Raw genomic sequence first — 22,892 nt, forward strand, 5'->3', positions numbered from 1 at the left:
GGGTCGGAATTTTTATGAAGGTTACCAGGATTGTCAAGCTAGGGGCAGTGGCCACATTTGCTACGGTATTATTAGCCGCGTGTGGAACTAGCTCCAGCAGTAGCAGTCAGGCTAAGAATCAAACCTTAACCTGGATGGAGAACTCAGCATTACCAACGATGGATATTTCTAAAGCCGTCGACAACGTGTCTGCTGAGACACTGAACAACACGGGTGAGGGCCTATTACGGGTCGGCAAAAAGAGCAGTTTGCACCCCGGGGTTGCCAAAAGCTACAGCAAGTCTAAAGATGGCAAGACGTACACGTTTAACCTTCGAAAATCTAAGTGGAGTAATGGTGATCCAGTGACGGCTCGGGATTTTGTCTATTCCTGGCAACGGACCGTTAATCCTAAGACGGCTTCTGAATACGCCTATCTCTTTGCGGACGTGCAGAATGCAAACGCCATTATGAAGAGTAAAAAAGCAGTGTCCACACTGGGGGTCAAGGCAGTGGGGAAGTACCAATTCGTCGTTCACTTGACGCATCCAGTCAGCTACTTTCCTAACCTGGTTGCGGGGACGACATTCTTTCCCCAGGACCAGAAAGTGGTTGAAAAGTATGGCAAGCAGTACGCCGGCAATGCTCAACAAAATGTGTATAACGGGCCGTTTAAGCTGACCTACTGGACGGGGACTTCTGACAACTGGACGTTAACTAAGAACGCGTCTTACTGGAACGCCAAGCAGGTGAAGTTGCACCACGTAAAATTTGAGGCGGTTAAGGATCCGCAGACAGCGTTGAGTCAGTACCAGAGTGGCAAGTTGGACGCTATTTATCTGAGTGGCCAACAACCTAAGAATTATAAGAACAGTAAGGAATACGTCTCACGGACTAGCGCCCGGGCGACGTACATCGAAGTTAACCAACGCAAAGATACCATGATGAAAAACAAGAAGGCCCGTCAAGCACTCTCACTGGCCATCAATCGGCAGCAATTTACCAATAAGGTGATGGACGATGGGTCAGTCGCCCCAACTGGTCTGGTTACCGATGGTCTGGCTTCATACAAGGGCAAGGACTTTGCAGCGTCAGCCAAGGTGCCAGCTGGGACCAGTCAGAACTTGAAGCAGGCTAAGCAATTGTGGCAAGCGGCCTTGAAGGAAACTGGCCGCAAGAGTTACAGCATGACCTTGACCGCAGATGATACGGCAGCGGGGAAGAACTCGACTGAGTTTGTCCAAAGTCAGTGGGCCAAGTTACCTGGACTGAAGATTACCAACGCTAACGTCCCATATAAGACAGTACTAGCGCGGTGTGCCAGTGGGGACTTCGATTCTATTGTCACCGCTTGGGGTGCCGACTTCGCCGACCCAATTACGTTCCTCCAGCTCTTCACGACGGGGAACTCCTACAACGAAGGCAAGTGGTCTAACAAGTCTTATGACCGTCTGATTAAGGCAGCAACTGGTTCAGATGCCAACCGGGCTGGTCAACGTTGGCAAGATTTGATCAAGGCACAGAAGGTCCTGCTAAACGATCAGGGCATCATTCCGTTCTATCAGAATGGGAAGCCACAGCTGGTAAAGTCTAGTGTGAAGGGTGTCGTTTACTTCCCAGTTGGCGCTAACTGGGACTTCAGCCGGGCTTACATTGCTAAGTAGTCATTGATTGCCGCTCTCTCGGTTAACATCGATGAAGGCTTAGCAGATGAGTTGTTGAATAGGGGTGCTGGTTCTATGTGGGGGTCACTTTACGCATGTTGGTTTTGCTGAGACGAAAGTGTCAGCTTAAGCATGATTGGCCTAAAAGTTAATCCGATAAAAAAGTCACGGGATGAAGTGAACCCCAAATATTGGACGAAACTTTAAGCAACTTTCTGGGTGGTAAGAGTTCGGTATTTAACCGGACTCTTACCACCCAGTTTTGTTTTAATTCTAGAAAAATTATAATATTGAATCCAGCTCGATATTGCTGAGGTTAACTCTTCCAGCGTATTGAGCTCTTTTTGATAGTACACTTCTGCTTTCATTATATGAAAGAAGCTTTCCATTGCGGCGTTATCTAAACAGGTTGCTTTTCGAGACATACTTTGAATAATTCGACGTCGTTTCAAAATCTGAACCCAACGAATATTCTGATATTGGAATCCTTGGTCTGAATGGATTGTTGTGCGATAACCTAATTGTTTGGGAATGCGATTGATTGCTGACTCTAAAACCTTTGTCGTGAATGTCACAGTTGGATTTAAAGAAATATTATAGCTAAGTACTTCGCCAGAAAACAAATCATAGATACACGTAAAATAAGCACGCTCTTCAATCGTTTTCTTGCCCCAACGAATTTCAGTAATGTCTGTCGTTAATTTTTGATAAGGACGATCTGACATGAACCGGCGGTTAAGTCTGTTTTTCGCAATAGTGCCAACCGTTCCTTTATAAGAATTATACTTTCGAGATTGTTTACTAAAGGCAGTCGACAGTAGGTTTAATTCTCGCATCAAGCGTAATACTTTCTTGTGGTTAACGACTATACCCATTTCGCGTAATTGCCCAGTAACCTGACGATAACCCGCCGCAGGAGCCTTAGTCTTGAAATCAGTAATTGTTTGTTTAAGTCCCGCGTCTTTGTCGCTATCAACGGCAACGTGACTTACAGCGTAGCTGTATGTACTTTTGGCCATTCCAACTACTTTGAGGATCTTGACAAGCTTATAGCTCGACCTTAATTCTTGGATGATTTGTGCTCGTCGTCTTGTTGTGATCGAACCAAGGCCTTCAATTTTTTTAGATATTCATTCTCAATCTTTAGTAATTCGTTCTCTTCGCGTAAATGTTCTAGTTCACTTTGCTTCTTAACTTTCTTGTTTTGTTTATTCGTTGGCATTAGCTTTGGTTGCCCCTTACCACGATACAAGGCATCAACACCATTTCTTTCGAAAGAACGTTGCCATTGCCAGATCGTGGACGGCGCAGAAATATCGAAGTTAAGGGCAGTTTCAGTTAAGGACGCCTGGTTCGTTTTCATCCATTTTAAAACATTTACCTTAAAGGAGCCATCATAAACTTTTCCTGGTCTTCTAACTTCAAGTCCTTCAGTACCGAAATGTTGATATTGTCTGATCCATTTATTAACGGTTGTATAACTTTTGATCTGGTATTTACGAGCGATTAACTTAAGTCCGAGCGAAGTGGTCAAATAGTCTTGAACAACCTTAAATTTAAATAGTTTAGTGTATTTTGTCATAGTAAAACCCCCGGTATTGGATTTGGTCCAATACCGGGGGTTCACTTCAGGAAACTATTTCCCGTGACTTTTTTATCGGATTCTTGTTATCAAAGTGACTAAACCTTAGAAAATCCTTAGAGTTTCTAATTAAAATTAAATATTTTATACGGCTTCCAAGGGTTGATATAAAGGGGTTTATATCAATCTCAGTCAACTGGTATTAAAATATGCTATTGATTCTAATCATTTTATCATTTAATATATCCTCAACGCTTAGTTTTCTAAGTATCTACATAGAGGGGTCGGAATTGTATGAAGGTTAAGTCAATTGTTAAGTTAGGAACGGTGGCGTCGCTCGCGACTGTGTTACTCGCAGCGTGCGGTACTTCCTCAAGCAGTAGTAAGGCTAAGGATCAAACCTTACACCTCATGGAGACGTCATCACTGTCCTCCATGGATAACGCCAAGGCGACGGATATTATTTCTGGTGAAACGCTGAACAACACAGGTGAGGGTCTGTTACGGTTTGGCAAGAACAGCAAGACATTGCCTGGGCTAGCGAAGAGCTATTCCAAATCCAAGGACGGGTTAACTTACACGTTTAACCTGCGGAAGTCGCAATGGAGTAACGGCGAAAAGGTCACTGCGCAAGACTTCGTTTACTCATGGCAGCGGACGATTGCCCCGAAGACGGGTTCACAGTACGCTTACCTGTACGCAGATATCAAGAACGCCAACGCCATCATGAAGAACAAGAAGCCAGCTTCAGCCTTAGGAGTCAAGAAGGATGGCGACTACAAGTTGGTTGTCACACTGGAACACCCAGTTAGTTACTTCCCAACGCTGGTTGCGCAACAATGTTTCTACCCGGTTAACAAGAAAGCCGTCGACAAGTATGGCAAGAAGTTTGCGACGGATGCGAAGCACAACGTCTACAACGGACCGTTCAAGTTGACCAAGTGGTCCGGGACCTCTGACGACTGGACTTTAACCAAGAATCCGAAGTACTGGGATGCTAAGGTCGTCAAATTACAACACGTTAAGTACAGCGCTGTGAAGGACCCACAAACCGCTTTGAGTCAGTACCAAAGTGGTAAGCTAGACGCAATCTTCCTGAGTGGCCAACAACCTAAGAACTACAAGAATGATAAGGACTTCCATTCACGGGTCAGCTCACGGATCACTTACGTTGAACTGAACCAACGGAAGGATACCATGCTCAAGAACAAGAAGGCCCGCCAAGCCTTATCCATGGTCATCAACCGGCAACAATACGTCAACAAAGTTATGCAAGATGGCTCGAAGGCAGCCACGGGGATCGTTTCCTCTGGGTTAGCTATCCGCAACGGCAAGGACTTCTCTAAGACGGCCTCCGTTCCGTCAGCCACCTCGTACAACTTAGACAAGGCGAAGACCCTTTGGAAGCAAGCCTTAAAGGAAACTGGTCGGAAGAACTACTCGATTACCTTGTTAGCTGACGATACGCCAGCCGGTAAGAGTGCGACTGAGTACATTCAAAGTCAGTGGGCTAAATTGGATAACTTCAAGGTTACCAACTCTAACATTCCTTACAAGACACGGTTATCTCGCTCACAAAATGGTCAATTTGAAGCCGTTGTCAGTGGGTGGAGTGCCGACTTCCCAGACCCAATCACCGACCTGTCCCTATTCACAACCGGGAACACGTACAACAACGGGAGATGGTCTTCCAAAGCTTACGATAAGCTGATTGATGAAGCAACGACGACCAATGCTAACAAGCCTAGTGCCCGGTGGCAGAACCTGGTCGACGCACAGAAGGTTATGCTGAAGGATCAAGGAATCATTCCAGTTTACCAAACGGGGATGCCACAATTGATGAAGTCTAAGGTCAAGGGTGTCGTCTACTTCCCGGTTGGCGCTAACTGGGATTACAGCCGTGCTTACATCGCTAAGTAACTGATTAGTGTAAGTATGACGGGACCATTAGTCATTACCTTACAGGGTCATTCAGCGGTCATCTGATTGATTAACTTTGATCAGTGGCTGAGCTGCCCTGATTTGGGTCCCAATTGCAACTAAATTATGAGAGCGGTGAATCGGGGTGACCCGGTTCACCGCTTTTTTAGGTGAGAAATGGATATTAACCGTGTAGTGTTTGTAAATTCCGGCTAATTATTGTATATGTTATACAAGAAACGGGTAATTTTGCTGTATAAAATGTGAAATCAAATTTTAATTTTTATTTTAAAATGCCTATGTATCAAGTTTTGTGAAAACTATTTTAAATTAAATTAGTAATTAGCATTGATTTTAATGGTTTTCTAATATACAATTGGAAACATCAAATTTGAGGTGTCAATTTATTTCTCAAACAACTAAGAGGGGTTGGATTTAAATGAAGATCAATTCGGCAGTCAAATTAGGGACAGTCGCAACGTTTGCAGCGGTATTGCTGGCAGCGTGTGGCTCATCCTCAAGCAGTTCCAGCGAGGCTAGTAAACAAACCTTAAACTGGATGGAAAACTCAGCATTACCATCAATGGACTTATCTACGTCCACCGACGTTGTTTCAGGGGAAACAGAAAACAACACCAACGAAGGTTTACTGCGTTTCGGTAAGAACAGTAAGACGCTTCCTGGTGTCGCTAAGAGCTATACCAAGTCTAAAGACGGTAAGACTTACACCTTCAACTTACGTAAGTCTAACTGGAGTAACGGTGACAAAGTAACCGCTAAAGACTTCGTTTATGCCTGGCAACGCACCGTCAATCCTAAGACCGCTTCACAATATTCTTACATGTATGCGCAAGTTAAGAACGCTAACGCCATCATTGCCAAGAAGAAGCCTGTCTCTAGTTTAGGGGTTAAGGCAGTTGGCGATTACAAGCTGGTCGTTACCTTGACGCAAGCAACTAGTTACTTCCCAGCACTGGTTGCTAGCCCAATGTTCTTCCCACAGAACCAATCAGTCGTTCAAAAGTACGGTAAGAAGTACGCTACGAACGCTGCCAGCAACGTCTACAACGGCCCATTCAAATTGACTTACTGGACCGGGACGTCTGATAACTGGACCTTGAGCAAAAACACTAAGTACTGGAACGCAAAGAATGTTAAACTAAAGAAGATCAACTTCAAGACGATGAAGGATCCACAAACTTCATTGAGCCAGTACCAGAGTGGCAAGCTTGACGCAACTTACTTGAGTGGTCAACAACCAAAGAATTACAAGAACAGTAAGCAATACGTTGAACGGAAGAGTGCTTCGACCTTCTACATTGAATTGAACGAAAAGAAAGATTCAATGATGAAGAACAAGAAGGCTCGTCAAGCCTTATCATTAGCAATCAACCGGAACCAATTCGTCAACAAGGTCTTAGCTGATGGTTCAACTGCTGCGAAGGGCTTAGTATCAACTGGGTTAGCTTCTAAGGACGGGAAAGACTTCAACACTGCAGCCGCCGTTCCTTCTGCTACCACCCAAGACTTGGCCAAGGCTAAGAAGCTTTGGAAGCAAGCTTTGAAGGAAACTGGTCGGAAGAGCTACTCACTGACCTTGATGGCTGACGATACGCCAGCTGGTAAGAACTCTGCTGAATTCATCCAAAGTCAATGGGCTAAGTTGGATGGTTTGAAGGTTACCAACAGTAACTTACCATTCAAGACTCGGCTTGCTCGTTCACAAAATGGCCAATTCGATGCCGTTATCTCCGCATGGGGTGCCGACTTCCCAGATCCAATCTCATTCTTGTCCCTGTTTACTTCTGGTAATTCATACAACAACGGGAAATGGGCTTCAAAGAGCTACGACAAGTACGTCAAGGCTGCTTCTGGCAAGGATGCCAACGATGCTAGTGCTCGTTGGAATGACATGGTCAACGCACAAAAGACCATCTTGGGCGACCAAGGAATCATCCCCGTTTACCAACAAGGTAAAGCACAATTGGTTAAATCCAATGTTAAGGGCTTGATCTACTTCCCAACCGGCGCTAACTGGGACTTCAGTTCAGCTTACATTTCTAAGTAAGTCACGTATTAATCAGTTATTACTCGTTGGGTGAGAACCCAACATAATAAGCTTTATCGGAGAGTAAGGATTGACGCGAAGTTGGTCCTTACTTTTCGGTATTATTGCAATCATTTATCATCTTGTTGTTTTCGTGGAGTTTTTGTTAAGTTCAACAACTTAACGGTAACGAATAAGTCTACTGATTGAGAGGTAAACAAATGGCAAAGTACCTAGCAAAGCGGATCTTTTATCTGGTCCTGACCTTATTCATCGTTATTACCGTGACGTTCTTCCTAATGAAGTTGTTACCCGGGACGCCACTGACCAACCAAGCTAAATTGTCCAAGAGTCAGATTGCGCTGATTTATGAACAATATGGTTTGGACAAGCCAGTTTGGCAACAATACCTGCTGTATCTAGCAGGTGCTGTCCGTGGCAACTTCGGAACGTCCTTCCAATTCAGTGACCAACCCGTTTCCTACCTGTTATCAAGTCGGATCGGACCATCCTTGCAGATTGGGCTGCAAGCCATGATTTTCGGGGTTGTCATTGGGATCATCGTTGGGTCATTCGGAGCGATGAAACAAAATACGTGGGTTGATACTTCAGCCACGTTCGTATCGATCTTAGGTATCTCTATTCCTTCCTTCGTCTTGGCCGTCTTACTCCAGTACTACCTGGGGTTAAAGCTCGGTTGGTTCCCAATTGCTGAGTGGGGTGGCTTTATCTACACGGTGCTGCCAACCTTAGCGTTGGGCGCGACGCCGTTAGCTGAGTCGGCCCGGTTCGTCCGAACCGAAATGGTCGACGTGCTCAGTTCGGATTACATCGAACTGGCCAAGGCCAAGGGATTGAGTCGCACGGGGGTTATTTACCACCATGCGTTGCGGAACAGTTTAATTCCTTTGATTACGATTGTTGGACCGTTAGCCGTAAACATCATGACTGGGTCGATGGTTGTTGAAAACATCTTCTCCATTCCTGGTATCGGGGAACAATTCGTCAAGTCCGTCTTGACCAACGATTACCCAACCATTATGGGACTGACCATCATCTATTCATTTATGCTCTGTGTCGTTCTGTTGTTCACCGATATCCTTTACGGAATCGTTGACCCACGGATTCGGATCACAGGAAAGGCTAACTAGGAGGTAAATAAATGGCAGATACAGTAAAACTCCCTGAAGATAGCTTTAAGCCGATTTCGGCCGATGACCGGACGGCGTTAGACAGTGAAAAAATTGCGGCACCTTCTTTAACCTTCGCCCAAGACGCATGGCGGCGGTTACGGAATAACAAAGGGGCTTGGATCTCACTGATTGTGCTGGCCGTTGTGTTCATCATGGCCTTCGGTTCAATCTTTGTCTCACCACACGATCCCAACGCCGTTAATCCTTCCTATGCCAACTTGCCATCCAAGATCCCCGGTGTCGGTATCAATGGCTTCAACGGGACCTTAGTTCAGGCTGGTCAACGGGTCGACGCCTACAAACAAGCGGGCGCTTCAAACTTACATTACATCATGGGGACCGACTACTTAGGCCGGGACTTGTTCTCACGGGTCCTCTACGGGACACGGATTTCTCTGATCATCGCGTTAGTTGCGACCCTCTTTGATTTGACGATTGGGGTCACGTACGGGATGTTCTCAGGATGGAAGGGTGGTCGCATTGATACCATCATGCAACGGATCATTGAAATCATCCTGTCCATCCCTAACTTAGTTGTGATTGTGTTACTGATCTTGATCCTGAAACCAGGGATGACCTCGATCATCATCGCCATCGCGCTGACGTCCTGGACCAACATGGCCCGGCTAGTCCGAGCGCAGACGATGGAGTTAAAGGAGCAGGAATTCATCCTAGCGGCGAGAACGCTGGGAGAACGGCCGATGCAGATTGCCTTTAAGCACCTGCTCCCGAACTTGTCGAGTGTGATCATCATCAATACGATGTTCACGATTCCCAACGCCATCTTCTTTGAAGCCACCTTGTCCTACATTGGGATTGGGATTTCCTCACCACAGGCTTCACTAGGGACGTTGTTGAACGATGGGCAGAAGAACTTCCAGTTCTTACCATATCAAATGTGGTGGCCAGCTCTGGTCCTTTCCATCATCATGTTAGCCTTTAACCTCTTAGGTGATGGCTTGCGGGATGCCTTTGACCCACGGACGAAAGAGTAGGTGAAGTAACGTCATGGAGAACGAAAAAAACATTTTGGAAGTACGCAACCTTCAGGTAAATTTCAAAACCTATGCCGGTGACGTTAAGGCTATTCGGGACGTGAGTTTTGATTTACGTAAGGGTGAAACCCTCGCAATCGTTGGTGAATCTGGTTCTGGTAAGTCCGTTACAACGCGGACTATCATGGGCTTGAATGCTTCCAACGCTGACATTGCTAGTGGGAGTATCAAGTACAAGGGCGAAGACCTTTTAAAGAAGTCGGAAAAGGAAATGGAAGCCATTCGGGGACAAGATATCGCCGAAATCTTCCAAGACCCAATGACGTCTTTGGACCCAACCATGAAGATTGGTCGGCAAATTGCCGAACCCCTGATGGTGCATAAGGGTATGAAGAAAGAAAAAGCCTTGGCTCAAGCCTTGGAAATGATGAAATTAGTTGGGATCACTGACGCCGAAAACCGGATCAATGATTATCCGCACCAATTCTCTGGTGGGATGCGGCAACGGATTGTGATTGCGATTGCGTTGGTCAACTACCCAGAAATTCTGATTGCCGACGAACCCACGACCGCTTTGGACGTGACGATTCAGGCGCAGATTTTGAACTTGATGAAAGAGTTGCAAGATAAAATCTCAACCTCTATCATTTTCATCACCCATGATCTGGGTGTTGTGGCTGGGATGGCCGACCGGGTTGCCGTTATGTACGCGGGTAAAATCGTGGAATACGGAACGGTTGATGAAATCTTCTACAACCCCAAGCACCCCTACACGTGGGGCCTGTTAAGCTCGATGCCAACTATGGATACTGGTGGGGATGAATTACCATCAATTCCTGGGACGCCACCTGACTTATTGGACCCACCAAAGGGAGACGCTTTTGCCGCCCGGAATGCGTATGCTTTAAAGATTGACACTGAGAAGGAACCACCTTTCTTCAAGGTTTCCGACACGCACTACGCTGCCACTTGGTTGATGCACCCAGATGCTCCTGAAGTCACACCACCCGCACAAATCGTGGCGCGGCAGAAGAAGTACGCTGAGATGCAAGCTAAATTGGTACAAACACAACGGACAACTGGTCCGGTTGAAGAAGAGGAGGAACAGCAATAATGGATTATGAAAATGCCGAGAAAATCCTCGAGGTCAAGCACCTCAAACAATACTTCAACGTGGGCAAGAAGGATGAAGTCCGAGCCGTTGATGATATCTCTTTTGATATCTACAAGGGTGAAACCTTTGGACTAGTTGGTGAATCCGGTTCTGGGAAGACCACGACCGGACGGGCCATTATTCACTTGTACGAACCAACGTCTGGTGAAATCCTGTTCAACGGGAAAAACGTCGATAACTTTAAGAGTAAGTCTGACCAACGTGAATTCCGTCAGGACATGCAGATGATCTTCCAAGATCCCTACGCCTCACTGAACCCTCGGATGAAGGTCAAGGACATTGTGGCTGAAGGAATTGATATCAACCACTTGGCCAAAGACGATGCCGACCGTTCCAAGCGGGTGGAAGACCTGTTGGAAACTGTTGGGTTGAACAAAGATCACTCCAGTCGTTACCCCCATGAGTTCTCAGGTGGGCAACGGCAACGGATTGGGATTGCACGGGCTTTGGCCGTGGATCCTAAGTTCGTGATTGCCGATGAACCAATCTCCGCTTTGGACGTTTCCATTCAAGCCCAAGTGGTTAACTTGATGAAGAAGCTTCAGCGAGAACAGGGTTTAACGTACCTGTTCATCGCCCATGACCTCTCAATGGTGAAGTATATTTCCGATCGAATCGGGGTTATGCACTACGGCCGGATGTTAGAGATCGCCGACTCTGACGAAATCTACGCCCACCCACTGCACGACTACACCAAGAGTTTACTGTCTGCCGTCCCAATTCCTGATCCAGAGTTCGAACGGACTCGTGAGGAAATTTCGTACGACGGTTCCGGTGAAAATGATGGGAAGGAACGTCACTTAGTTGAAATTTCTCCTCGTCACTGGGTTCGGGCTGCTGATGATGAAATCGATATGTACACCAAGCGGGCCCATGCCGCGTCCTTAATTCATGATTAGTCTTTAAAAGACAACCAGCATTCTTTGTTGGCTGTCTTTTTTGCGTGAGTGTCCGCCTTCGATGGCCAAGATTGGGGCCTGCTGTGGGGACCGGAGCGAGCCAGAGTGCGGTCTCGCTCCTCGACTGGAAGCCACGGATAGCCCACCGCGTCTCCCAGCTCGTCCCACGCTGTAATCGCGCTTAGAACGCGTGAAAACACCGTCGACACAGCCGCCCCCAATCTTGGCCACCTGCGGCTGATACTTGCCGCTGAATTTGAACGTGGTGGCTGGTTGGCTGTTTAAAGGCAACGTTGGCCGATAGGCGTAGGAGAGGGACAGTAACTGATGAGGGCGGAAGGGATCTGCCTCCGGTCGCTGAGACCGGCGTCTGCTGTGGGGACCGGAGCGAGCCAGAGTGCGGTCTCGTTTCTCGAGTGGAAGCCACGGATAACCCACCGCGTCTCTCAGTTCGTCCCACGCTGTGACTATGCTTAGAGCGCGCGATAACATCGTCGACGCAGCTGCCCCCCAATCTCTGCCATCGGAGGCTTACACTTAAACGTAGTGGTCAATTAGCAAATCAGTCCTAACGGTTTAAATGGGGTCACGTAACGGTTCGTTAAGCGTGGTAAAATGATTGGCTGCGCCGCTGATGTGTGTAGACAATGACAATGGAGTTATTAATAGACGCAAAAAAACAGCTACCCATTCACAAGTATTTCGTGAGTGGGTAGCTGTTCGTATGTGTTTTCTAAAAGTAACTGACTCGTGCACAAGCTGATAGTTGATTATTGGCTTAACGATTTGATGGTCGTAACCAATGTTGCTTATAGGAACTAACGTAGCCGTAGGCCGTCAGGGCGGGTGGCCGCAGTGACGGTGGCGTTAGCTCGGTGGTTCTCCGAGGTTACGCCACGGGACGAGCTTGGAAACTCGGTGGTCTTCCGAGGTTTCAAGTCGAGCCGGAGGACCGCACCTCAGTCCGGAGGCGGTCCCCACAGCGGACACCCGCCCTGGTGGCCGGAGGCGGCCATTTCCGGTTCACTTGATCTAAACTACTTAAGTTTCCCCTCAGTATTGTTGTAGAAATCAACGTGATACTGGCCGTCGGTAACCGTCAGCTTGGTGATACTACCATTGTCAACGGGAACGGAGATGTCGATCTTATCGGAAAACTTCGACACGATACTCCGGATAGTCGTACTGTGCGTTGCAATCAGAATCTTGTCGCCGTCCGCAGCGGTAGCCACGGCGCGGTCTAATCCAGGTTGAAGACGGGCCCAGTAGGTGGCGTTATCTTCAGCATCACCGTAGGGGTCTTGCGCCCGAAACATGTCTTTGGTTTTTTCAATAGTTAACTTGGCAATCATGGCGTTGAAGGAGTCTAGCCCAACTGGAGATCCCAGCGTGTGCCAGGTGAAGCTGGTATCGAGGCCTTCAAAGAAGCCGAAGTTTTCTTCCCGAAAGGCGGGTTCCGTGGTCAGGGTCACTGGCGTACTGTTAGCGGCCAGAATACTCTTAGCCGTGTTTTGCGCTCGGGTCGTGTCACTAGCGAAAGCCGCTGCGAATGGAATGTGTGCCAACCGCTCGCCGGCGCGTTTGGCGTCGGCGATTCCCTTATCGGTCAGCGGGGAGTCGGACCACCCTTGAATTCGGTGGTATTTATTTAAAAAGGTTTGGCCGTGCCGCACCAAATATAGGTCAACTGTTGCCATCTCAATCTCTCCTTTGCGTGTCCTGAAGCTGAAGCAGGTGGCCAGTTACTGGTCACCTTGGGGCCTGGCAACTAGAACTGCCAAGTCCACACTGGTTAACATCTTACCAGTTCTAGTTGAGGATGCCTAGTTCGCGCCGAATTTCACGAGCCTTTTCTGGTGTGCTGGTGAAGATGATGCGGTCATTAAATTTCAACGTGGTAGCACCGGTTGGGCGGACAAAGTGACCGTCCCGGAAAATCTGACTGATGGTGACGTCGCCGACAAAGTCTAGACTGTGGATAGCTTGGTCCGTGTAACGGCGGTTGCGGAGGGCCACTTCGTAGACAGCCGAGGTCGAGGAGGTCAACAGACGTAACGTTGTTGGCGTTTCAATCAGGCTTCTGAGCATTGCGATATTGACGTTCGGTGTGTTGTAGACTTCAATTCCTAAGTCGATCAGCTCATCCTCCCGTTCGTCGAGGATGTTGCGGTCTTCAAAGCGGGCAATGACTCGATTGACACCGTAAGCTTTAGCGGCCTTGGCTAACTCGAAATTCTTGGTGGCATTGAAATGGCCGAGCACCACGATGTCAGCGTCAAAGGCGTCCTTCTGCTCAGCGTCGGCAACTTCTAGGGAGTCTAAGAGTTCAACGTTGACCTCGGAATTGTAAGTTTTGTAGTTGGCGGCCTTGTCGGTGTACATGGTGATGTCGTACCAACTATTGGCTAGCTGCTGGGCTACGGGCACCGTAAGGAGGTTGGTGCCAATAAAGTGGACCGTCGATTTTTTGAGATCTTCGGCTTCGGCAGAATAGCCGGTGTTGAACAGGAGTGGCCCCAGCACACAGGTCAGAATGGCCGCCAGCAGGAAGGCGCCGGACTGTTGGGTTGTGACGACCTTCATCGTCTTGGCGACTTGTAAGACGGCCAGAACCATGGTGATCGTCGTGGCGGTAATGGCGGTGCCGGCGAAGGCGTTGCCGCATTTGAAACGTAAACGGAGAACAAAGTAGACACCGACCTTGGCTAACAGGTAGGCGGCAAAGAATGCTGGAATCAGCAACAGAGTGGCTGGGTCTGCCAGCAAGGTCCGCAGGTTCAACTCGGCCCCACTCATCATGAAGAAGATGGGGATAAAGAAGCCGTAGCCAATCCCGTCTAGGCGCACACGAGTGTCCTCCTGCGGTTGAAGTAGTTTCATCACAATACCAGCCACGAAGGCACCTAGAATCCCTTCAGCCCCGACAGATTCGGCAATGACGACCATGCTAAAGATGAGGAAGAAAGCTAGGCGAATGTCGAGCTGCGTGGTGGATTTGTTGATGGACTCGAAGAAGGTAAAGAAGGGCTTGAACCGGCGGAACAGGACCCCAGCGGCCAAGAAGACGAGTAGGAGGAGCCACAGGGATTTACTGCTGTCGCCGAAGATTGAGGCGTAGATGGTCAACGAAAACAGAGGAACGATTTCGCCCAAGGCAGCAATCAGGAGTATGGTCTGGCCAAAGGGCTTACTCAGGAGCTCCTTTTCCTTGAGCGTGGCAATGACGATGCCTAACGAAATGGTCATGAAGATAATGGCGGCCAACCACGGGTCCTTGAAAAGGCCAGTCCACTGGCAAATGAAACCCAGGAGCAGGGCACAGACGACGATGGCCGCGTAACTGGTGACCGCTAAGAAAACGGGTGAATAGCGCGGGGCGCTCCCGGCAACTTTGGCGGCCAACGGGGTTTGCGGGCGTTTGCGACGACCGAATAGGCTGAAATCAATTTCCATCCCACTCAGAAACATCAGGAAGATGACTCCCGTGTTTGATAAGAGACTTAACGTATTGTTGCTGTGGACAACGTTTAAAATGCTGGGTCCTAACAGGATACCCACGAGGATTTCCACGACGGCGGTCGGTAGTACGGTGAGCTTGAATTTCGCCATGACTAGCGGCGTGACCAACGCGGCGGTTAAGATAATTAACAAGGAAACTTGGTCCATAGTTTCACCTCCGAAAAAATTTCTCCTTTATTATAGCAAACCTGGGAAAAACTAACTGGATTCACGCCGGGCGGAATGCTTTATTTATAGGCTGAATTAGTGTAGAATTGAAAGTCGAATTATCATGGGTAACGTCTAAGATAGGGCGGTGGAGCCAGCATCACGAGTCGGTTGGCTGAGCGAATTTTTGCTTAACCGGCAATTAGTTTGTGGCTAGTAATTGTGTGACCACTCAGGGATTGACCCGTTGGTGACACTGTTGGTTCACCGCAGTTTAAATGGCGTATCCCGTTTCAACGTTTGTTGTTTAGTTAATCGAGGAGGGATTGGCTTGCCAGATTCAATCAAGTCCCAAGAGCAGAAACATTTAGATATGGTCGTCCAGAAGATTCAAACCGCCGAAAAGGAAGCTAAGCAACGGATCGACGTTGCGGAGACCGACGAGGCCGGCATCCGGAAGAACTTTGTGAATGACTTGCGGATTAAAACGGATAGCTATGAGGGCTTGTTAGAGACGGCGCTTTCTGTTCGGCAACAGCAACAACTGTTGGCTGAACGGCAGAATAGTTGGCAACATGCCACGACTGAGCTGAGTACGTTAAAACGCCTGGAGCAGAAGGCCTACTTCGCCCGGATCGACTTTCAAGAAGGACCTAAGGCGAAGGTTGAGACCATTTATATTGGTCTGGGATCTTTCTCTGACACCCCCGATCATTTTCTGATTTACGATTGGCGGGCCCCTATCTCCAGTATTTATTATGATGGGGAATTGGGCAACGTCAGCTACCAAACGCCTGACGGGGAACAAACCGTTGACGTTAAATTAAAACGGCAATTTCAAATTGAGGACGGCACCATCGTGACCCTGTACGATACGGATCAGACGGTGACCGACCAGATGTTGTTATCTGCGTTGAGTGAACATTCTGATACGAAGATGAAGAGTATTGTCACCACCATTCAAAAGGAACAAAACCAAATTATTCGAGACACCAAGTCCGACCTGTTATTTGTGCAGGGGGCCGCGGGTTCGGGGAAGACGGCCGCTATTTTACAACGGGTGGCATTCCTGCTGTACCGTTACCGGGGCCATCTGAACGCTGGGCAGGTCATGTTGTTCTCACCTAACCAGTTGTTCAACGACTACATTGATCAAGTGTTGCCTGAACTCGGGGAGCACAACATGGTCCAGATGACGTACTACCAGTACGCCGGTCGTCGGTTGCCGAAGATCGACGTGGAAACGCTGGCGCAACGGTTTGACGAATCCAATACGCCGGCACAAAAGGCCATCAACCAGCTGAAGGGAAGCTTGAACTTCTTTGATGCGGTGACCGATTACGCCGACCATTTGGAAAGTGCGGACATGGTGTTCCGCAACATCAAATTCAAGGGCGACGTCTTTATTCCTAAGGAAAAGATTCAAGAAATCTACTACAGCTTTAACCGCAATTACCACCTTGGTAACCGGCTCCAGGCCACTAAGGAAGCACTGATTCGAATCTTGAACCGGCGGATTTCTAGTGAAATGAAGACCAAGTGGGTTGAAGATACCATTCAGGACCTGAGTAAGGAAGAATTGGATTCGCTGTACGGGGATGACCCACGGGAGTTCGATTCAGCTGAAAAGGAAACTCAATTCCTGTCACGGAAAGTCGTAATGAAGGCCTTTGACCCGATTCGAAAGGCCATCGTCCGGGCTCGGTTCCTGAGCATCAACAACCAGTACGTGCACATGCTACGGGATATGCCGAATCGCGTGGACTTGAAGCGGGCGGGAATCTCTGTGGCAGACTGGAATGCTAGCGTGGAGGAATCCATCGACAAGCTGAAGGACCACCGGATGCAACTGGTGGATACCACACCATACCTGTACCTCTACGACAAGATGACTGGTAAGGGTGGCGAACGTGACATGCGTTACGTCTTCATGGATGAGATTCAGGATTATAACGCCTTTCAACTGGCATTCTTGAAGTTTAGCTTCCCTCGGGCACGGTTCACGATGCTGGGGGACCTGAACCAGGCCATCTTTACCAAAGAAAATAGTCGGACGCTCTTGCAGGAACTCAGCACGATGTTCGACCCTGATAAGACGCGAGTCGTCCAATTGACACAGTCGTACCGGTCAACGCAACAGGTAACCGACTTCACCAAGCACATCCTAAAGAATGGGGAAGCCGTTACGGCGTTTGCTCGTGAAGGGGAACTGCCAACCATGACGGTTGCTACTGATGAAGCGGCTGGGATTCAACGAGTCATTGCGCAGCTGAAACAAAATGATGAGGAACAAGAGACGACGGCCATCATTGGTAAGGATTTGGCGGATTGTCGGGACCTGACCGAGAAGCTGAAAGCTGCTGGTGTTGCGGTAACGCTGATTCAATCTGAAAACCAGCGACTGGCTCCCGGGACCATCGTGGTACCATCGTTCCTGGCCAAGGGGTTGGAGTTTGATGCCGTCATCGTTTGGCAGGCATCGAAGAGTCGTTATGTGGCTGAGGATGAACGGCAATTGCTATACACCATCTGTTCGCGGGCGATGCACCGGTTGACAGTCATTGGGATCAACGAGTTGTCACCATTGTTGAGCGACGTGCCTGAATCTGAGTTTGAACTGGTCTAGTTTGGCTGGAGCTGGATTGGCCGCCTTCGGCCGCCAGGGCGGGTGCCCGCTGTGGGGAACGCCTGCGGCCTGAGGGGCGGTCCTCCGGCTCGGTTGGCAGTCTCGGAAAATCACCGAGACTGCCAACTCGTCCCGTGGCCTAACCTCGGTAACCCGCCGAGCTAACGCCACTTTCACTGCGGCCACCCGCCCTGGCGTCCTACGGCTACGATTGGCTGTTCAATCACAGATTGGGGATTGGGCGGCATTCAGGCTGGTGGTAGGTTGTTCAGATTCGTGGTATTTTAACAAATTAAGTTTGATGAGAGGTTTCGGACATTTTGTGTCCGGGGCCTCTTTTTGTATGGTTGCTGAGTGAAGTGCTTGTAAGTAGGACTGTGCTTAATCGTGTTGGACCGGTATGAAGTAATCTACGGCGTTTGGAGGGAAAATGGAGCTGCCACCTTAGTTGCAATAGCTCTCAACTTTAGCGGAGGTGGCCAGGGGTGGGGCCGGCCGTGAAAATGGCGTTAGCTAGTGGGTTGCTAGCTTACGGCATGGGCGACTTTGAAGACAGGTGGGCTTGACCTGGCTTCAAATCGAGCGAGAAGCCCGTACTTTGGCTGAAGCGTCCCCACAGCGGGCCCCACCCCTGGCCGCCGGAGCGTACTGACGGATAAACTGACAGAAAATACTGAGTGAGTCGACAGTTTCGGTAGCGTTTCCATTTACGGCATACTTTGTGAAATCTCTCCCCGAAAACCGCAGAATTTGCGGTATAATGGTGGGTAATTATTCCTGACTAGAGTTGAGGTGTCTTCATGAGTGATCCGATTAATTACAATGCGTTTACCCGAGCACAGTGGCGGGCGTTTTCGGACGATGCCACGTTGCCATTGACCCAAGAGAGTCTGCGGCAGATCAAGGCGTTTAACGACCGCATTTCCCTGCAGGATGTGCAGGATATTTATATTCCGTTGATTCACTTGTTACACCTACAGTTTGATCACTATCAAAAACTGCAACGGGACAAGGCGGAGTTCCTGCAACAGAAACCTCACCGAGTACCGTTTATTATCGGCATCGCCGGTAGTGTGGCGGTGGGGAAGACCACGGCGGCTCGGCTGTTAGAGGTTCTACTGAATCACTACTTTACTGGCCAACGGATTCAATTGATCACGACCGACGGGTTTCTCTACAGCAATGAGGAACTGAAGAAGCGTAATCTCATGGCGCGTAAAGGGTTTCCGGAAAGTTATAACATGGGGGCGCTGATTCAATTCTTAAACGACGTCAAGGCGGGCAAAAAGCTCATTAAGTCGCCGGTCTATTCGCATAAGGTTTACGACATCGTGCCGGACCGCTACGACTACATCATGCACCCGGACGTGCTGATTGTTGAGGGGATTAACACACTACAACTGCCAACCAACGAGCAGATTTACGTCAGTGATTTTACGGATTTTTCTGTATACGTGGATGCTGACCCCGCATTGATTGAGGACTGGTTCTTAGAGCGGTTTAAATTGTTGCTGGAGACGTCCTTTCAAGATCCTAGCAACTACTACTACCCATATGCCATTGGTGATCGGGACGTGGCCTTAGAAAAGGGGAAACAGGTTTGGCGCGACATTGACCTGAAGAACCTGACCGAATACATTTTGCCGACACGAAATCGGGCGGACATGATTATTCACAAGACGTTCCATCACCGGATTGATCGGCTCCTGTTGCGGAAATACTAGGAGGGACCAGGATGTTACGAGATGCCACGATTGTAGACGCGGATGCGGTGGCCATGTTGGTCTTGCATGAGTTAGAGCGGCGCCAACTTCGGCAGCTGCGTCGGCTCAGTAAGGAACAGCTGTCACAATTGTTATTCGTAGGCTATCATCAGGAAAACTTCCGCTACGGTTATCCCCAAGCGCGCGTTTATCAGAATCAAGGAGTTGCGGTGGGTGTCGCTTATGGCTACCCGGCGGCGGTTGAACCAACGTTGGATAATCAGTGGGCGTCGCTATTCTCGCGTCTGCAAGAGACACCCCCGCAACAACTGGTGGTGGCGCCGCGGGCGTTGCCGGATGAATGGTACCTGGATCTGTTAACGGTTCGGAATCGTTCGAAGGGCAAGACGTTTCAGCAGAAATGGTTTGATGAGTGGCTGCTGGGTGGTGCGTTGCACCAGGCACGACTAAGCGGTCAAGCGGTTGTGGGGATGGACGTTCGTCCCGGGAGTTCTAATGCCAAATTGGCTGCGGAGTTTGGCTTTGTGGCAACGATGTGGCGACGGCTGGACCGGCAAAATTATCTGCATTTACGTTATCGGGTGAACTAGTCTTGTGGGAATTACCCGGGATTTAGATTGACCCGGGTTTGAGAAATCTGTATGATATAAGCAATGTTGAAAAAGAAGAAAGGGTGAATGGCTTGGCAAACGTTGATATGTCCAAATTCGATAAGATCATCGTCTTGGACTTCGGAAGTCAATACAATCAGTTGATTACGCGCCGGATTCGTGACTTAGGCGTTTACTCCGAACTGAAGGCACACACGATGAGTGCTGCTGAGATCAAGGCTTGGGGCCCCAAGGGGATTGTGTTCTCCGGGGGACCAAACAGTGTTTACGATAGTAGTGCCTTTAACGTTGATCCTGAGATTTTTAACCTGGGTATTCCCATCTTAGGAATCTGTTACGGGATGCAACTCATGGCACACCACCTGGCTGGTGGAAAGGTTGAATCCGCGGATAACCGCGAGTACGGCCGCGCAGACATTACCGTTTTGAGTGATGATGCCAAACTATTCAAGGGCACGCCAAAGGAACAAACCGTTTGGATGAGTCATGGGGACCTGGTTACCCAGGTACCGGATGGCTTCGAACGGGTTGCTACCAGTGAAAACTGCCCAATTTCCGCAATGCAGGACGTTGACCGCAACTTCTACGGGATTCAATTCCACGCAGAGGTGCGCAACTCGGAATACGGGAACGACATCCTGAAGAACTTTACCTTTGACGTCTGTGGTGCGCAAGCCAACTGGTCAATGGACGACTTCATTGACTTACAGATTCAACACATTCGGGACATGGTTGGCGACAAACGCGTCTTGCTCGGCCTGTCCGGTGGGGTTGATTCTTCCGTAGTTGGTGTGCTGTTACATAAGGCCATTGGTACGCAACTGACCAGTATCTTCGTTGATCACGGCCTGTTGCGGAAGGGCGAAGCTGAACAAGTTATGGCTAGCCTGAAAGGGAAGTTCGGCTTAAACATCGTGCAAGTCGATGCTCAAGACCGCTTCTTAAGTAAGCTGGCTGGTGTGACTGAGCCTGAAAAGAAGCGTAAGATCATCGGTAACGAATTCATCCAAGTCTTTAACGACGAAGCACAGAAGCTAGATGGTATCGACTTCTTGGCGCAAGGAACGTTGTATACCGACGTGATTGAAAGTGGGACTGACACGGCACAAACCATCAAGTCTCACCATAACGTGGGTGGGTTGCCGGAAGACATGCACTTCCAGCTGATTGAACCACTGCGTTCATTGTTTAAGGATGAAGCCCGTGAGTTGGGTGAAAAGTTGGGAATGCCTAGCGACCTTGTGTGGCGGCAACCATTCCCTGGTCCCGGTTTAGGGATTCGGGTATTGGGTGAAATTACCCCTGAAAAGCTTCAAATCGTGCGGGACAGTGACTTGATCCTCCGTGAGGAAATCAAGAAGGCTGGCCTCGACCGTGATATCTGGCAATACTTCACCGTCCTACCAAACATCAAGAGTGTTGGGGTAATGGGCGATGGCCGGACCTACGACTATGCCGTGGGTATCCGGGCCGTAACGTCGATCGATGGGATGACGGCGGACTTCGCTCACATTCCATGGGATGTCTTACAGGGGATTTCCGTCCGCATCGTCAACGAAGTGGACCACGTTAACCGTATCCTGTACGATGTTACGAGTAAGCCGCCTTCGACTATTGAGTGGGAATAATTCCCATAAACAAGTTGAGTCTTGGACGCCGATAAAACGGCATTTCGAGGGGCTATACCTAGTCGAATTTGGTTTAAAATCAAGTAGTTTCCTACCAAAAGCACGACCTTCTGTTTAAGGGGGGCGTGTTTTTTTTGGTTCTGCTGTTTATTTTTGGAAAGTTATCAAGAGGTCGATAGCTTTTCTAACCGTAGCTAGAGTATCGTCAAATCTATTCCGGTAGTCGTCTTTGTTCAAGAATAATAGAATGAGGGCTAAAGTCTTAATTCTTTGAATGAAAGGGACTAATTAGCCCAATATATTAAAATTTGATTGAACTATTAGAATTAGTAAATTATTATTTAGGAGTAGTGGTGAGTAAAGGTGATCATTATAGATGAATAGGGTTAATAACGAGAAAGCGGGTGTAAGCTATAAGTGAATTATGAAGCCGATAATTTGGCAGTGTAATTACATAAGGATCAAACTAAGGAACTTGATTACTGTACATCGGCGAGATATGGATGACTTATTGAGACTGCTGAATTAAGGTTTAGAGCTCGCATAAAGCGAACAAACGCCCAACTGGACTCAGGAGGCTAGGATCAAAATCAAAGGGGTTCTTAACAATGAAGAAAATGAATCACATTTTAGTTACCACCGTGATGGCATTAACCATGGCGAGCGGTACAGCGGTACCAAGCGCTGTTGCCTCAGCTGCAACGAAGACTGGTTATAGCCGGATTAGAAAGGTAAATACGTGGAACCATGCCAAGTATCGGGTCAAGAATACTAAGGGTCGGACTTACAAGATGACGGGTACTACTAAAAACGTAAAGTTGAAGACCAATCATTATTTGAAGAATTATAAGAAGAACAAGTGGAGTCGAACAAAAATCACCCAAATCAAGCATAGAGGTAGTTGGATGGTCTATTACTATATGACACCAATTACGAAAAAGAAGCATACTGGTGGTTGGGTTAAATTAACGGATATGAAGCCAGTTAAGACCTTTAAAGCATCCAAGCATGTTGAGGCTGATTTTGACACGTGGTATCGAACATTAACTAATACGGGTCGTACGCATTATGCGCACAGTACTGATGGTGCTGCGCTTAATGCGTTAGGTGATCCATCACAATTTGTTGATACCAGTAGTATTTACTTCAAATAACATAATGTCACGTTTGAGATATATTGCCAG

The 22,892-nt window shown here is 48.4% G+C and carries 15 protein-coding genes; 12 read left to right on the plus strand and 3 right to left on the minus strand.

Features of this window, described 5'->3' with window-relative positions; translation table 11 throughout:
* The first annotated feature begins 14 nt into the window (after positions 1 to 14).
* On the plus strand, positions 15 to 1,643 hold the full coding sequence (locus AB3Y94_RS11455) for a peptide ABC transporter substrate-binding protein (RefSeq protein ID WP_367296328.1): 1,629 nt from the start codon (positions 15 to 17) through the stop codon (positions 1,641 to 1,643).
* Between the two features lie 203 nt (positions 1,644 to 1,846).
* Here the strand turns inward: AB3Y94_RS11455 and AB3Y94_RS11460 are convergent.
* A protein-coding gene (locus tag AB3Y94_RS11460) for an IS3 family transposase (protein ID WP_147657317.1) occupies positions 1,847 to 3,225 on the minus strand; the annotation gives its coding sequence in 2 pieces (ribosomal slippage) (positions 1,847 to 2,736 and positions 2,736 to 3,225; 1,380 coding nt in all).
* 294 nt (positions 3,226 to 3,519) lie between these two features.
* Here AB3Y94_RS11460 and AB3Y94_RS11465 point away from each other — a divergent pair.
* The 6 genes from AB3Y94_RS11465 (at position 3,520) to AB3Y94_RS11490 (ending at position 11,453) form a co-directional block, all read left to right on the plus strand.
* Positions 3,520 to 5,145, plus strand: a complete 1,626-nt coding sequence (locus AB3Y94_RS11465) for a peptide ABC transporter substrate-binding protein (RefSeq protein ID WP_367296329.1) — start codon at positions 3,520 to 3,522, stop codon at positions 5,143 to 5,145.
* Positions 5,146 to 5,584: 439 nt separating this feature from the next.
* A complete protein-coding gene (locus tag AB3Y94_RS11470; RefSeq protein ID WP_367296330.1) occupies positions 5,585 to 7,213 on the plus strand; it encodes a peptide ABC transporter substrate-binding protein in 1,629 nt (542 codons plus the stop codon).
* Between the two features lie 200 nt (positions 7,214 to 7,413).
* Entirely contained in the window at positions 7,414 to 8,343 is a 930-nt protein-coding gene (gene opp3b / locus AB3Y94_RS11475; RefSeq protein ID WP_367296331.1) for an oligopeptide ABC transporter permease, read from the plus strand.
* Positions 8,344 to 8,354: 11 nt separating this feature from the next.
* Complete coding sequence (locus AB3Y94_RS11480) at positions 8,355 to 9,380, plus strand: ABC transporter permease (protein WP_367296332.1); 1,026 nt, start codon at positions 8,355 to 8,357, stop codon at positions 9,378 to 9,380.
* A gap of 13 nt (positions 9,381 to 9,393) precedes the next feature.
* Positions 9,394 to 10,494 carry an ABC transporter ATP-binding protein gene (locus AB3Y94_RS11485; protein WP_367296333.1) on the plus strand — a complete coding sequence of 367 codons (1,101 nt, stop codon included), beginning with the start codon at positions 9,394 to 9,396 and terminating at the stop codon, positions 10,492 to 10,494.
* A complete protein-coding gene (locus tag AB3Y94_RS11490; RefSeq protein WP_367296334.1) occupies positions 10,494 to 11,453 on the plus strand; it encodes an ABC transporter ATP-binding protein in 960 nt (319 codons plus the stop codon). Before AB3Y94_RS11485 ends, AB3Y94_RS11490 begins: the two co-directional genes overlap by 1 nt.
* A 1,037-nt stretch (positions 11,454 to 12,490) precedes the next feature.
* Here the strand turns inward: AB3Y94_RS11490 and AB3Y94_RS11495 are convergent.
* On the minus strand, positions 12,491 to 13,150 hold the full coding sequence (locus AB3Y94_RS11495) for a histidine phosphatase family protein (RefSeq protein ID WP_367296335.1): 660 nt from the start codon (positions 13,148 to 13,150) through the stop codon (positions 12,491 to 12,493).
* A 112-nt stretch (positions 13,151 to 13,262) separates the two neighbouring features.
* Positions 13,263 to 15,119: a cation:proton antiporter gene (locus tag AB3Y94_RS11500; protein WP_367296336.1), complete on the minus strand. Its 1,857-nt coding sequence runs from the start codon at positions 15,117 to 15,119 to the stop codon at positions 13,263 to 13,265.
* Between the two features lie 331 nt (positions 15,120 to 15,450).
* Between AB3Y94_RS11500 and helD the strand changes: the two genes are divergently transcribed.
* From helD to AB3Y94_RS11525, 5 genes are all read left to right on the plus strand, one after another.
* Complete coding sequence (gene helD, locus AB3Y94_RS11505) at positions 15,451 to 17,745, plus strand: RNA polymerase recycling motor HelD (protein ID WP_367296337.1); 2,295 nt, start codon at positions 15,451 to 15,453, stop codon at positions 17,743 to 17,745.
* Positions 17,746 to 18,545: 800 nt separating this feature from the next.
* Positions 18,546 to 19,469, plus strand: a complete 924-nt coding sequence (gene coaA, locus AB3Y94_RS11510; protein ID WP_125683195.1) for a type I pantothenate kinase — start codon at positions 18,546 to 18,548, stop codon at positions 19,467 to 19,469.
* 11 nt (positions 19,470 to 19,480) lie between these two features.
* Positions 19,481 to 20,059 (plus strand): hypothetical protein, encoded by a 579-nt coding sequence (locus AB3Y94_RS11515; protein ID WP_367296338.1) that lies wholly within the window; start codon positions 19,481 to 19,483, stop codon positions 20,057 to 20,059.
* Positions 20,060 to 20,151: 92 nt separating this feature from the next.
* A complete protein-coding gene (gene guaA, locus AB3Y94_RS11520; RefSeq protein WP_367296339.1) occupies positions 20,152 to 21,708 on the plus strand; it encodes a glutamine-hydrolyzing GMP synthase in 1,557 nt (518 codons plus the stop codon).
* A gap of 608 nt (positions 21,709 to 22,316) precedes the next feature.
* A complete protein-coding gene (locus tag AB3Y94_RS11525; protein ID WP_367296340.1) occupies positions 22,317 to 22,862 on the plus strand; it encodes a hypothetical protein in 546 nt (181 codons plus the stop codon).
* Positions 22,863 to 22,892: the final 30 nt, after the last annotated feature.

This window comes from Levilactobacillus yonginensis, from assembly GCF_964065165.1.
GTDB classification, from domain to species: Bacteria; Bacillota; Bacilli; order Lactobacillales; family Lactobacillaceae; genus Levilactobacillus; species Levilactobacillus yonginensis_A.